At 49.9% G+C, this 13,758-nt stretch carries 11 protein-coding genes and 1 other annotated feature; all 11 genes read left to right on the top strand.

Annotation, left to right across the window (positions count from 1 at the left end):
* The first annotated feature begins 2 nt into the window (after positions 1 to 2).
* Positions 3 to 809, top strand: a complete 807-nt coding sequence (gene minD / locus JUF10_RS08500) for a septum site-determining protein MinD (protein ID WP_203641765.1) — start codon at positions 3 to 5, stop codon at positions 807 to 809.
* Positions 810 to 1,043: 234 nt separating this feature from the next.
* Positions 1,044 to 1,271: a binding site (T-box leader), on the top strand.
* A gap of 211 nt (positions 1,272 to 1,482) precedes the next feature.
* Entirely contained in the window at positions 1,483 to 2,124 is a 642-nt protein-coding gene (locus JUF10_RS08495) for an amino acid ABC transporter permease (protein ID WP_048732115.1), read from the top strand.
* An 18-nt stretch (positions 2,125 to 2,142) separates the two neighbouring features.
* Positions 2,143 to 2,778 carry an amino acid ABC transporter ATP-binding protein gene (locus JUF10_RS08490; protein WP_203641764.1) on the top strand — a complete coding sequence of 212 codons (636 nt, stop codon included), beginning with the start codon at positions 2,143 to 2,145 and terminating at the stop codon, positions 2,776 to 2,778.
* 12 nt (positions 2,779 to 2,790) lie between these two features.
* Entirely contained in the window at positions 2,791 to 3,639 is an 849-nt protein-coding gene (locus JUF10_RS08485) for an amino acid ABC transporter substrate-binding protein (protein WP_203641763.1), read from the top strand.
* Positions 3,640 to 4,096: 457 nt separating this feature from the next.
* A complete protein-coding gene (gene yfmF, locus JUF10_RS08480; protein ID WP_203641762.1) occupies positions 4,097 to 5,377 on the top strand; it encodes an EF-P 5-aminopentanol modification-associated protein YfmF in 1,281 nt (426 codons plus the stop codon).
* Positions 5,370 to 6,656, top strand: a complete 1,287-nt coding sequence (gene yfmH, locus JUF10_RS08475; RefSeq protein ID WP_373301318.1) for an EF-P 5-aminopentanol modification-associated protein YfmH — start codon at positions 5,370 to 5,372, stop codon at positions 6,654 to 6,656. The genes yfmF and yfmH overlap by 8 nt, the downstream gene beginning before the upstream one ends.
* Positions 6,657 to 6,772: 116 nt before the next feature.
* Positions 6,773 to 7,708, top strand: a complete 936-nt coding sequence (locus JUF10_RS08470) for a helix-turn-helix domain-containing protein (protein ID WP_203641760.1) — start codon at positions 6,773 to 6,775, stop codon at positions 7,706 to 7,708.
* 72 nt (positions 7,709 to 7,780) lie between these two features.
* Positions 7,781 to 8,368: a CDP-diacylglycerol--glycerol-3-phosphate 3-phosphatidyltransferase gene (gene pgsA / locus JUF10_RS08465; RefSeq protein WP_203641759.1), complete on the top strand. Its 588-nt coding sequence runs from the start codon at positions 7,781 to 7,783 to the stop codon at positions 8,366 to 8,368.
* 635 nt (positions 8,369 to 9,003) lie between these two features.
* Positions 9,004 to 10,254, top strand: coding sequence for a competence/damage-inducible protein A (locus tag JUF10_RS08460; RefSeq protein ID WP_203641758.1), 1,251 nt, complete (start codon positions 9,004 to 9,006; stop codon positions 10,252 to 10,254).
* A gap of 90 nt (positions 10,255 to 10,344) precedes the next feature.
* A complete protein-coding gene (recA, locus tag JUF10_RS08455) occupies positions 10,345 to 11,484 on the top strand; it encodes a recombinase RecA (RefSeq protein ID WP_203641757.1) in 1,140 nt (379 codons plus the stop codon).
* A gap of 227 nt (positions 11,485 to 11,711) precedes the next feature.
* Complete coding sequence (gene rny, locus JUF10_RS08450) at positions 11,712 to 13,271, top strand: ribonuclease Y (RefSeq protein WP_048732102.1); 1,560 nt, start codon at positions 11,712 to 11,714, stop codon at positions 13,269 to 13,271.
* The last annotated feature ends 487 nt before the right edge of the window (positions 13,272 to 13,758 follow it).

Raw genomic sequence — 13,758 nt, 5'->3', positions numbered from 1 at the left:
AAATGGGAAAAGCAATTGTGATCACCTCCGGTAAAGGTGGTGTGGGTAAGACCACAACGAGTGCCAACATTGGGACGGCGTTAGCCTTAATGGGCAAACGGGTGTGTCTGATGGACCTCGACATTGGGTTACGGAACCTGGACGTGGTGTTAGGCCTCGATAATCGGATCATTTATGATATCGTGGACGTCGCCGAAGGCCGGGCTAAGTTGCCACAGGCACTGGTCAAAGACAAACGCTTTGACGATAAGCTTTACCTGTTGCCAGCCGCACAAAATACCGATAAGACGGCCCTCCAACCTGAACAGGTCAAGGAAATCGTGGACGAACTGAAGCCGGATTACGACTACGTTCTGATCGATTGCCCGGCCGGAATTGAACAGGGATTTATGAACGCCGTTGCTGGTGCTGACGCGGCCATTGTGGTCACCACACCAGAAATTTCGGCCGTTCGTGATGCTGATCGGGTCGTGGGATTGTTGGAACAACATCCCTTGACCGAGGCACCACGCCTGTTGATTAACCGGATTCGCCGGAACATGATGCAGGATGGGTCCATGATGGATATCGATGAGATCACCCATCACCTGGGCATTGAACTGCTCGGAATCATCTTTGATGACGATGCGGTCATTACCACGTCCAACAAGGGTGAACCCATCGTCATGCAGACCGACAATCCAGCTTCACAGGGCTACCGCAACGTTGCTCGGCGTCTAGAGGGTGAAACGGTGCCCCTGATGAAGATCGAGGAACAAGAGGATACTGGTTTCTGGCACAAGGTCAGTGGCTGGTTCCATCGTGGTTAATGTAAAATTTTAAAATTTAGAGACTGGTGGGTTGCGTTTTGACGCGGCTGGCCAGTCTTTTTGCATTCAGAGATAAAATGATTAAGATCCGGATGGACGCGGGCTGGTCGCACTGCGGCCATTCATGCTCAATAGATAGTCCCATAATCTATCCAACAACTCCCATTTTAAAGCTAAAGTGAAAATAAAGACTTGACGCTAGCCAGAATTAATCGTAATATATTGGCAACGAAACAAAAGACGTTGAACAGAAGAGTAGAGTAGCTAAGGATCACCAGAAAGCCCCGCTGATGGAAACGGGCGGTCTTAGTTAATCGAACCACATCTGTGAGTTGACCGTTTGAAACGAGTAGGATGGTCCGGGGTAGCCCGTTATCGCTGGAGTTGCTTGCAACTCACTGAGGTCGTTTTAGTGATAGAACGACGAATCAGAGGTGGAACCACGATGTGATCGTCCTCTTAGGCTTTTGGGCCTAAGGGGACTTTTTTATTTATTCGGGGTCGATGTTGCAAGCAACTCGCTGAGTCGGCGTGGCGTGAGCCCGTCGAGTACATGAGGTGGCACCGCGTTGATACGCCCTCTTGAGATGAAAGTCTCAGGAGGGTGTTTTTTGTCGTCTGGATGCCAAATGACATAACTAGCTATTAGAGTTGTTAAAGGAGGAAGCGCACTATGCATTATTTTAGCGAGATTTTACCATCATTGATTTCCGGGACCGGCATGACGTTGTCCATCTTCTTTTGGACCATCATCGTCTCAGTTCCCTTAGGTATCCTGGTTGGGTTGGGCATGAAAACTAAATTTAAGCCCTTAACGTGGCTTATCGACATCTACGTTTGGCTGATGCGGGGGACACCACTGTTACTGCAACTGATCTTCGTTTTCTACGGCTTACCAATTATCGGCATCGTTTTCCAGCGTTACGACGCCGCCTTATTTGCCTTCATCCTGAACTACACGGCTTACTTTGCCGAAATTTTCCGGGGTGGGTTGCAGGCCATTCCCGTCGGTCAGTATGAAAGTGCCCGGGTGCTGCGGTTAACGCGGTGGCAGACGCTACGGAAAATCGTGATTCCCCAAGTGGTCAAAATCGTCTTACCTTCCATTGGAAACGAAGTCATTAACTTAGTCAAAGATTCCTCGTTGGTTTATGTTATCGGTTTAGGCGATTTACTTCGGGCCGGCAACGTAGCCATGGCGCGCGATGTAACGATTGCCCCAATGTTACTCGTCGGCATTATCTATTTACTGTTAACGGCTGTCTGCACGTTAGTTTTGCACCAGTTGGAGAAGCACTACAGCGCTTGGCGTTAGAGAAAGGATGGTCAACATATGTTAGAGCTTAAAGGAATTACGAAAAAATTCGGTGGCAAGACCATCTTGGACGACGTTAATCTCACCGTGGAGGATGGCAAGATCTTAACGATCGTTGGTCCGTCCGGTGCAGGGAAGACCACGCTACTGCGGTGTATCAGTGGCCTGGAAGAAGTCGACAGTGGCAACTTTATTTTGGACGGTCAGACGTTCGACCCCGCCACTAATCGGGACAACGATTCTGTTATCGGGGTCGTCTTCCAGGACTATCAACTATTTCCCAATCTGACGGTTTTACAAAATGTGACGCTGGCACCGACGATGGTGTTGAAGCAATCCACTAGCGATGCCAAAAAGGAAGCCAAACGGTTGCTGGATCAACTGAACTTGGGCGACAAGGCAGATCTGTTTCCGTACGAGCTATCTGGTGGGCAAAAGCAACGGGTCGCCATCGTGCGGGCATTGGCCATGCACCCCAAGTTACTGTGCTACGATGAACCGACTTCGGCGTTGGACCCCGACTTACGGCGCGAGGTGCAACAGATCATTGTGAAGCTCCGCGATGAAGGGATTACGCAAATCGTGGTCACTCATGATATTCCCTTTGCCGAAGCCATCGCTGATCAGATGATGCGAGTCGAACCCAAGGATTAGGAGGCAACACGGATGAAAAAATTAGGACGTATTTGGACACTAATTGCCGTGATGATTGGCCTCAGTGGTGTGCTGGCAGGGTGTACGACCGTCACGCAGCGGGCCAACAAGGTGGATAAGTGGTCACAGATCGAAAAGAAAAAGAAGGTCGTTGTGGGCCTGGACGACAGCTTTGTCCCAATGGGCTTTCGGCAAAAGAGTGGTAAATTGGTCGGGTACGATATTGACCTTGCTCGCGCCGTGTTTAAGCTCTACGGCATCAAAGTCGATTTTCAAACGATCGATTGGTCGCTGAACGTTACGGAACTTCACAACGGCACGATCGACCTCATCTGGAATGGGTTCTCAATTACCCCACAGCGGGCAAAACAAGTGGCCTTTTCCGACACCTACCTCAATAACGACCAGGTCTTGGTGACGTTGAAGAAGAGCAAGATTAAGTCGTTTGCGGACATGCAGGGGAAGGTCTTGGGTGCCCAAACCGGGTCGTCCGGTGCGCAGGACATCGACGCGCACCCAAAGTTGCTGAAGGACCGCATCAAGAATCACGAAGCCGTGACGTACGATTCCTTTACCAACGCCTTTATCGACCTCAATGTGGGCCGCATCAAGGGGTTACTGATCGATAGCACCTACGCCAACTATTACGTTAAGCACCAGGCGCACCCCGAAGATTACCGGGTCACGGTGGGGAACTTCCCTAAGGAAAAGTTCGCCGTGGGTCTGCGCAAAGGGGACGTCACGATGCGGCGTAAAATCAACGCGGGTCTCAAGCAGTTGGCCGAAAACGGCACATTGGAAAAGATCAACGAGAAGTGGTTCGGTAAGAAAGTCGATACCCCATTGTTAGATTCCAAGTAAAATAATTGCAGCGATGACTATTCTTGTTGCCTCGAAAGACTCGAGGCGGCAAGGATAGTTTCTTTTTTGCTAATCATCAGATTGATCAGGAAAATATAGTGTTGCTGATGCTTGTCAGTAGTCAGCGATGTTTTCAGAATGGTTGGCGAGCTAACAGGATGGGCGACTTTGGAGACTCGCGTCCTTCGAGGCTTCAAATCGAGTCGGAAGCCCGTTCTTTGGCTGAAGCGTCCCCACAGCAGGCGAAATCTCTGGTAGCCGCAGTGCGGAAATTTTCCTCAATACGGTCCTTACCACAACCGGCAATAAATTCTAAGTAACCCCCGATAATCACAGTTAGGCCGCGACATGGTGAGCAGTCTAACTGTGATTTTTTGGTGGTCGTCGCTTGTATTTAAGGCGTGGTTCCCTTAGAATTAAACACCGATTAGGTTTTTGCTGAAGGAGGCAATAGCGCGTGCATTTTCGCATTCGAGACGGGGTAACGTTAGACTTGGTACCCACTAAACAATTCAAGACTATTGGTATCAAGGTGGACTTTGTAGCGCCTCTGCAAGCAACGGCGATTACGGCGCGAGCACTGCTGGCACAAGTTTTAGAGACCAGTACGGCAGCTTATTCCACCCAGACGGCACTGGCTAGGCAGTTGTCGCGGCTCTATGGGGCCAGTTTTGGTATTAGTGTCATTAAGTTAGGGACTAAGCATGTGATTCGCTTAACGGTCTCTGTAGTTGATGAACAGTATTTGGACCAATTTGCGGACAAGACGCCATTGTTTGAACAGGGGATGGCCCTCTTACGGGAGGTCTTGTTTAATCCCTTATTACCACAGGGCAACTTTGATCCGGCAACCTTTACTCAGCAACGGCAGAACTTATTAACGGCGATTAAATCGCTGGACGATGATAAACAGTACCTCGCTAACCGGCGTTTACAAGAACTCTTATTCACCGGTCAGCCAGCCCAAGCCATGAGTGCCTTGGGTGACATCACCACACTTGGTGAGTTGTCAGCCACAGCCGTCTTACAGACGTATCATGACATGTTGGCAAACGATGCGGTCCACGTGGCCGTCATCGGTGACGTTACACCTGAACGGGTTCAAAACGCACTAGCTGACTGGCCGTTGACCGACCGGACGGTAGCCGACCAATCGCCATACTACCGCTGGGAAAAGCGCGACCACGTGCAAAATGGGGACGACTTAGCCCCCGTTGTTCAGGCCAAGCTTAACTTAGGTTATCAACTGCCGGTTTATCGGGATGACGAGGACTTCCTGCCTGCCGTGGTCTTTAATGCGGCCTTCGGTGGGTCACCATTGTCCTTGCTCTTCACGAACGTCCGGGAAAAGGCGAGTCTGGCCTACTATGCAAGTAGTGGCTACAGCCCGTTTACCGGGACCCTGTCCGTGCAAGCTGGGATTCAAGCCGAGAATCAGGACCGCGTTGTGGCCATTATTGGTGAACAATTGCAGGCCTTACAGCGTGGTGAACTGACTCCGGAATTATTGGCTGAGGTGAAAGCGAGCCTATTAAATACCCGTCTGGCTGGTTTAGACAGCCCACAACGCCGATTGACCGGCCTCTTGAACTCGCAATTAACACAATTAAATGAACCCTTAAAAGAATGGCAGGAAAGCTTGGCAGCCGTGACGATTGCCGATGTGCAACGCGTCGCGCAAAAGGTAACGTTGCAAGCAACCTACTGCCTACATGGAGGTGCCCAGCATGCTGAATAAACAAGTGTATGACCGGTTGGGCGAGACCATTTACCAAACCACACTGGCTAACGGGTTAAAAGTCATTTTAATGCCTAAGGCTGGTTTTCATAAGACATTTGCCATCATGACGACCGACTATGGATCAACCGACAACGAATTCGTTCCTCGTGGTCAGACTGAACCCGTACGTTTTCCAGACGGGATTGCCCATTTTTTGGAACACAAGTTGTTTGAAAAGAAGGACCATGACGCTTTTGACCTCTTTGGCCAGTACGGTGCCAGCGCCAATGCATTTACCAGTTTTACGCAGACCAGTTACCTATTTTCAACGACCAGCCATTTAAAGGAAAACTTGGATATTCTCTTGGACTTCGTGCAGCAGCCTTACTTTACGGCGGCAACGGTGAACAAGGAAAAGGGGATTATCGGCCAGGAAATTCAGATGTATGACGATGATCCGGGCTGGCAGAGTTACTTTGGGATGATTGGGCAACTGTATCCCAAGGAACCGCTGCATATTGATATCGCCGGGACCGTGGATTCTATCGACAAAATTACCGCCGATGACCTGTATGCGGCGTACAACACGTTCTATCAGCCCAGCAACATGAGCTTGGTGGTCGTGGGGCAACTCGACCCAGAAGAAACCTTGGACTGGGTGACTGCCAATCAGGCTAGCAAAGACTTTGGCCCCGCTGAGCCGATTAAACGGATTCCGAGCCCCCAAACGACACCGGGTGACATCGTGCCAACCGTGACCCGTCATTTATCCGTGACCCGGCCTAAGGTCAGCATCGGTATTCGGGGCTTCAATGAGGTCCCAAGTGGCCGGGCCGGTTTGGCTTACAGCGTGGCTTTGTCGTTATTGTTTGACCTGCTATTTAATGATACCAGCGATAATTATTTGCGGCTGTACGATGCCAACGTGATCGACGACAGCTTTGGCTATGACTTCCAAGTCCAACGTGGGGCGCAGTTTGCCCAATTGGCTGGTGACACGGATGACCCAGAAACCTTTATCAGTGAGCTGACGGCGATTTTGGACGATGCACCAGCGCAGTTGAAGGCGGCGGAGAGCCAGTTTGAATTGGTTAAGCGTGAGGCCATTGGTCGCATCATTGGAGCCATCAATTCGGTCGAAGCCATTGCCAACCAGTATGACGGACCGTTATTTGCGGGAGCCACCATTTTTGATGAGCTGGCGACACTTGAGGGGATGCAGTTCACGGACCTCATAGATGTTACCCAAACTTTCTTAACCAACAGTCAGCGTACGACCTACACGATTTTGCCCTAACTGGAGGTTAAGAAACCGTTAAATCCTGAAATCTGGGAGCAGTTGCTAAAAATGCGGCGGCGCCTATGCTATACTTTGCATGATAGAGAAATTTTGAACAGGTGGAGAATTTAATCATGAGTGATAATAGTAAAATTACATTGGGAAAGACGCTAAAGGATGCGCGGATCGCCAAGGGCTTTACCCTAGACGACCTGCAACAGGCGACGAAAATTCAGAAACGCTATCTCATTGCAATCGAAGACCAAAACTTTGACGAACTTCCCGGTGACTTTTACGTCCGGGCCTTCATCAAACAATATGCGGATATGGTTGACTTGGATGGTGCAGAGCTGTTAAAGCAATTTGACAGTGCCTTGCCAAGTACCCAAACGCAAGAGTACGTTGATAAAGTCAACGAAAACAATCCCGAGACCCGTTCACAACAACGGCAGGTCGATGAACGCTACGTGAAACTGCGGCGGACGATTCCAATCGTTGGTATCGTTGTGGTCGTGCTGGTCGTGTTGATCGGTATCTGGGTGGCCGCTTCTCGTAATGGTGGTTCCTCGACTAAGAATAACGTTGATAGCAGCTCTGTGAGTGTATCTGGCAGTAGCAGTAGTAGCGTGAAGTCTAGCAGCTCCAGCAAGAAGTCTTCTTCTAAGAAGTCTTCATCCAAGAAGACGGCTAGCTTCAAGCAATTGAGCACCACGACTTCTGGGTCAACTTGGGAAATGAAGAATGCCGCTTCCAAGCCAAAGATCAGCTTGTCCGCAACCGGGAGCGCTTGGCTTTCTGTCACGGCTAATGGGTCTACGGTTTGGCAAGGGATATTGTCCAGCTCAACCACGCATTCCTTGACGTTACCTAGTTCCGCAACGAGTGTGACCTTTAAGTTTGGGAACGCACCGGCAACTAAGGTAAAGGTCGATGGGAAGAGCTTTGACTTTACGTCAACGACGGCAACCAGCAGTGCTTCTAGCTCAAGTTCGAGTGATACGACGACCTCAACTTCAAGCAGCACGACGACCACGTCTCAAGTACAAAGCGTTATTTTGGAATTCAAATAGTCAAAGAGCGGGTCGGTCCGTGGCGACCGGCGCGCTTTTTGTGTGAAGTGGGAATTTAAGGAGGAATTTTTTGTGAACTTGCCGAATCGGTTAACTATTATTCGAATTATTTTGATCCCCGTCTTTCTGTTACTACTGGTCCTACCCTTGGACTGGGGGACGGTGACCTGGTTGGGAACGGCGATTCCCGTGACCCAAATCTGGGGGGCACTGATTTTTGCAGCAGCCTCTATTACGGACTTCTTGGACGGACAGATTGCTCGGCGCCAACATCTGGTGACAAATTTCGGGAAGTTTGCTGATCCTCTGGCGGATAAAATGATCGTCATGACGGCCTTCATTCTGTTGGTCAACATGGGGGCCGTTCCAGCATGGGGCGTGGCCATCATCGTTTGCCGGGAATTAGCAGTAACCGGACTGCGGTTGATCGTCGTCGAGACTGGTGGCAAGGTGCTCGCTGCCGCTTGGCCAGGGAAGATCAAGACGACGACGCAAATGGTCGGGATCATCCTCCTGTTGTTGAATAACATCGGCTTTGGCACGATTCACATTCCAATGGCCCTGATCTTCTTCTACATCTGCCTCTTCTTCACCATTTACTCCGGGATCGACTACTTCGTGAAGAATCGCGAAGTCTTCGCAGAGTCCTCAGCAGAATAAACATGTTATGATAACCTTCGTTGACTAACGAGGGTTATCTGTCGTTAGAGGGGTGTGCTTGAATTGTCGCACTGCGGCTGCCAGTCGCCTTACCGGCCGCCAGATATGGGCTGGAACGGTGCGAACACAACTTGAAGCCTCGAAGAACACGAGTCCCCAAGCTTGGTTTTCTGCTAAGCCAGCAAGAAACGCCGACTAAGCAGAACGACGCGCCTGAGCCCATATTTGGCGGCCTCTCGGCTTAAATGGTAGTCCTGTGGCAATATAAGCCTGTCACTAACGGCGTTACCATTGTGCTCTATTTCTACTTTGAGGGCACACCTGAAATTTGATCGGTACGTTAGAAAATTAATTTGAGCCGGAGGAGGCCAGAAATGGAGCCAGCCGTGGTAATTGTGTTGGCTGGCGTCCCTTGCTAGCCTACACAATGGGCGATTTGTAGACGCGGAATTTTCGCGGCTTCAAATCGAGCGAGAAGACCGGTGCTCTTCCGGTCTGAAGCGTCCCCACAGCAGGCGGAATTTCTGGCAGCCGGAGTGCGGATCAATCAAATTAATTTCAAAAAGTTTTGCTGAATAAAAAATATTCGTAGATTTTTTACGGAGATAACTATGTAACCGTAGGAGGGGTCACCAATGCAAGCGGAGATTATTGCCGTTGGAACGGAAATTTTATTGGGACAAGTCGTGGATACCAACTCAGCGTTTATTGCGCGCGAACTGGCCGAGGCGGGGATTGAAGTTTATTATCATTCGCTAGTGGGCGACAATGCTGATCGGTTAACGGCGGTGTTGGAACAAGCGCGGTCGCGAAGTGATTTGGTTATCATCAGTGGTGGCTTAGGGCCGACCAAAGATGACCTGACTAAACAGACCGTTGCCCAGTTGCTCGGGGTCAAGCTGGTTGAGGACGAGGTCGCCATGGCAAAGATCCAACATCACTTTGCCGTGACCGGTCGGAAATTGACGCCTAATAATCGTTTACAGGCACTTTATCCAGCCGGTAGCCAATCCCTCAAGAATACGACGGGGATGGCCGTAGGTGCCTTCTATCAGTCTCCTAATGGGGCAGATATGATGCTGTTGCCCGGACCGCCAAGCGAATTGGAACCGATGTTTCTAAAAGAGGCATTGCCCCGCCTGAAGCAGGCTTATCAACGCCAAGAGTATTTGGTATCACGGGTACTAAGATTCTTTGGTATTGGCGAATCACAGCTAGTGACGGAACTGGGGGACTTGATTGCCAACCAGACGAACCCGACGATTGCCCCGTACGCTAAGGAAACCGAGGTCACACTGCGGTTAACGGCCAGTGCTGAAGATGAGGCGGCTGGAGAACGCTTGTTGGCCGACATGATTGCAACGATTAAGGACCGAGTGGGTGACTACCTCTACGGTTATGGCGACGACAACACGTTAGCCCAGGTGGTCGTTAAAGAACTGATTGCCCGCCACCTGACCATTACGGCGGCCGAAAGTTTAACGGCCGGCGAATTCCAGAGTACGTTAGGTGACGTTCCGGGGGTCTCAGCTATCTTCCCCGGCGGATTTGTGACGTACGCCAATGAAGCAAAGCATGCGTTGTTAGGTGTTCCTGAAAAAACGATCGACGAACAAGGGGTCGTGAGTGAAGCCACGGCCAAAGAAATGGCGGAACGTTCCCGCCAGAAATTGGGCACCGACTTTGGATTGAGTTTTACCGGGGTTGCTGGTCCGGATGCGTTGGAAGGCCAACCCGCGGGAACTGTGTGGGTCGGCTTAGCCCAACGGGGACAAGCCCCGCAGGCTCAGTTAATTCGGTTGTCCGGCACTCGGGCTAAGATTCGCGAAAGAACGGTCATGACCGGATTAGACTGGATTCGCCGGATTTTGCGGGATGAAAAATAAAGGGGAACTTTTGTTCTTCTTTTGCTTGCATTTTCGAACATAAGCCGGTATAGTGTTACTTGAATATTGATGTTTCAAAGGAGGATTTGGATGGCTGACGAACGACAAGCGGCGTTAGATAAAGCGCTGAAGAAAATTGAAAAAGACTTTGGTAAGGGGTCCATCATGCGGATGGGCGACAATACCAAAATGCAAGTAAGCGTCGTACCATCTGGCTCGTTAGCTCTTGACGTAGCGTTAGGAGTCGGCGGTTATCCCCGAGGACGAATCGTAGAAATCTACGGTCCAGAATCTTCAGGGAAGACGACCGTAGCCTTACACGCCGTTGCCGAAGTGCAAAAGCGTGGCGGGACTGCGGCCTACATCGATGCTGAAAACGCCTTGGACCCAGCTTACGCGACGGCCTTAGGGGTTAACATTGATGATTTGCTCCTCTCGCAACCGGATACCGGTGAACAAGGGCTGCAAATTGCTGATGCCTTGATTTCCAGTGGTGCCGTTGACATCGTGGTCGTTGACTCCGTTGCCGCTTTGGTTCCACGTGCCGAAATCGAAGGTGAAATGGGTGATGCTCATGTGGGTCTCCAAGCCCGGATGATGTCCCAAGCCTTACGGAAACTTTCCGGGACGATCAACAAGACCAAGACGATTGCCTTGTTCATTAACCAAATTCGTGAAAAGGTTGGGGTTATGTTTGGTAATCCTGAAACCACGCCTGGTGGTCGGGCCTTGAAGTTCTACGCCACGGTTCGCCTTGAAGTTCGGCGTGCAGAACAGATCAAGGACGGCACCAACGTGATTGGGAACCGGACACGAATCAAGGTCGTTAAGAACAAGGTTGCGCCGCCATTTAAGCGTGCCGAAGTCGACATCATGTATGGTCACGGGATTTCTCAAACCGGTGAACTGATCGACATGGCCGTTGAAAAGGACATCGTTGATAAGAGTGGATCATGGTACTCTTATGGCGAAGACCGAATCGGTCAAGGTCGTGAGAACGCCAAGCAATACTTGGCTGACCATGCTGATATGATGGCTGAAGTGAACCAACGGGTCCGGGCCGCTTACGGGGTTGCCGATGAAGACGACGCCCCTAAGAAGGCTAAGGATGACGCTAAGGGTAAGGATAAGACGACTGAGAAGGATACCAAGTCTAAGGCGAAGCCAAAAGACACGGCCACTCAGATGAATCTGACCCCAGATACGCCGACTAAACCAGAAAATAAATAAGTTGTTCCTGTAAAACGTTGTTTCTTCTTTCGACCGAGAGTCGGGGAACCACAGCGTTTTTTTAGTCTCCGTAAATGTTTTCGTGACAACCGGTCCAGATTCCAGTGAGTTTAGTTGACAGCGTTCATGGCAACCATTAAAATTGAACTTGTGTCAGTTATCATAATCACCATCTAAAAAAAGTCTGATTTTAAATTAGTCATTTTTGATGATGCGGAGGTGGAATCATGAGTGTTCCAATTATAATCCTCGCAATCATCGCTATCGTTGTTGGTGTTGTGGGCGGGTATTATTTTCGTAAATCTGTCCATGAACGCAAGCTAGATGCTGCCAAGTACACTGCTGAAGGTGTCTTGACGGAAGCCAAAAAGCAAGCTGAGACTGCTACCAAAGAGGCTTTACTTGAAGCCAAAGAGGACAGCCACAAATATCGTGCAGAGGTCGAACAAGAGCTGAAAGAACGTCGTGCCGAAGTTCAGAAGCAAGAAGACCGCTTGATTCAACGGGAAGAAACGTTAGACCGGAAAGACAACTCTCTGGAAAAACGGGAAAATTCGTTGAACCGACGCGATAAAAAGCTTAGCGGTGAAGAACAGAATTTAGCTAAGAAGCAACAGCAAGCAGACTCACTGATTGAAAAACGCCAGGCAGCGGTCGAAGAAGTCGCTGCCTTATCCCAGGAAGATGCGCGTGACCTGATCATTTCAGAGGCTAAGAAAGCTCTGGCGGGTGAACGTGCCAAAATGATTAAGGAAAGCGAAGAGACGGCACGCAAGACGGCCCAGGCAAATGCCAAGGACTTGATTGTGTCTGCTATTCAAAGAAGTGCTGCCGATATGGTGACTGAAACAACGATTTCCGTTGTGACGTTGCCTAACGACGACATGAAAGGCCGAATTATTGGTCGTGAAGGGCGGAATATTCGGACGTTGGAGACGTTGACCGGGATTGACCTGATCATCGATGATACGCCTGAAGCCGTCGTTTTGAGTGGCTTCGACCCGTTACGGCGTGAAGTTGCCAAAATTGCCTTGGAGAAGTTGATTCAAGACGGCCGGATTCATCCGGCACGGATTGAGGAAATGGTAGCAAAGGCCAAAAAAGAACTGGACGAACACGTCCGGGAGCTTGGCGAGCAAGCAACCTTTGATCTCGGGATTCATTCCATGCATCCCGAATTGGTTAAGCTCGTTGGTCGTTTGAATTTCCGAATTTCCCACGGGCAAAACGCGTTGGCCCATTCAATTGAGGTTGCCAAGATCACTGGGGTCTTAGCAGCTGAACTAGGTGAGGATGTTACGTTAGCAAAACGTGCAGGATTATTACATGATATTGGCCGCGCTGCAGAGCATGAAGATGACAATTCTTACATTACGACTGGAACTGAACTGGCAAAGAAATACCGGGAAAGTTCTGTTGTGGTAAATGCCATCGCTGCTCAGGCAGATCAAACGGCACCGCAATCCGTTATTGCGGAACTGGTTGGCACCGCTGATATGATTTCAGCCACCCGACCAGGCGCACGTTCCGATTCTCTCGAAAGTTACATCCATCGTTTGGACAAGCTAGAGACGATTGCCAATGCCTTTGATGGCGTTGACCATAGTTTTGCCATCCAAGCTGGACGTGAAGTGAGAGTCATTGTGCGGCCCGAGAAGATTTCCGATACGGATGCCGTTGTCTTGGCACGAGACATTAAGAAACAAATTGAAGAGGACCTGGATTACCCAGGCCACGTCAAAGTTTCCGTTATCCGGGAAGTCCGGTCAGTTGAATATGCGAAATAAGTCAGAGAAGCTAGGCCAATTTTGGTCCTAGCTTTTTTACGTCAATCCAACTGATTTTGGCGTTTTGCGGCGATTGAACACCTCATGAGCCGAAAGCTAAGAATTCATGGTAAAATATAGGTTATTGCCGCTTGGTAGATTGTGGGTAAACCACGATGTAACCCAGCTTATGTAAAAACTGAGGATTGAATGATGGCCTATAACGCGGCATTTTAGTATTTAGTAGAGGACTAGTCTGTCAATCAAGACAATTAGTGGCGTTCCGTTTCTGATTGTTACGATTAAGGCACCATGTACTGTGAGCTTTTTGACCTGATGGATAACGATTTAAATGGTCATTCTCTAAGCGTTAGCCGAGAGGTCGGCAGATATGGGCTCAGGCGCGTCGTTCTGCTTAGTCAGCGTTCTTAGCTGGCTTAGCAGAAAACAAAACTTGGAGACTCATGTTTTTCGAGGCTTCAAGTTGTGTTCGCACCGTTCCAGCCCA

The organism is Levilactobacillus andaensis (assembly GCF_016861695.1).
Lineage (GTDB): Bacteria > Bacillota > Bacilli > Lactobacillales > Lactobacillaceae > Levilactobacillus > Levilactobacillus andaensis.
Note: the sequence above shows the minus strand (reverse complement) of the source record. Positions and strands in the feature narration are given on the sequence as shown.

Coding starts and splice junctions, on each gene's coding strand:
- JUF10_RS08485 (WP_203641763.1), top strand. CDS start 2,791: ATGAAAAAATTAGGACGTATTTGGACACTAATTGCCGTGATGATTGGC.
- JUF10_RS08460 (WP_203641758.1), top strand. CDS start 9,004: ATGCAAGCGGAGATTATTGCCGTTGGAACGGAAATTTTATTGGGACAA.
- minD (WP_203641765.1), top strand. CDS start 3: ATGGGAAAAGCAATTGTGATCACCTCCGGTAAAGGTGGTGTGGGTAAG.
- rny (WP_048732102.1), top strand. CDS start 11,712: ATGAGTGTTCCAATTATAATCCTCGCAATCATCGCTATCGTTGTTGGT.
- recA (WP_203641757.1), top strand. CDS start 10,345: ATGGCTGACGAACGACAAGCGGCGTTAGATAAAGCGCTGAAGAAAATT.
- JUF10_RS08495 (WP_048732115.1), top strand. CDS start 1,483: ATGCATTATTTTAGCGAGATTTTACCATCATTGATTTCCGGGACCGGC.
- JUF10_RS08470 (WP_203641760.1), top strand. CDS start 6,773: ATGAGTGATAATAGTAAAATTACATTGGGAAAGACGCTAAAGGATGCG.
- JUF10_RS08490 (WP_203641764.1), top strand. CDS start 2,143: ATGTTAGAGCTTAAAGGAATTACGAAAAAATTCGGTGGCAAGACCATC.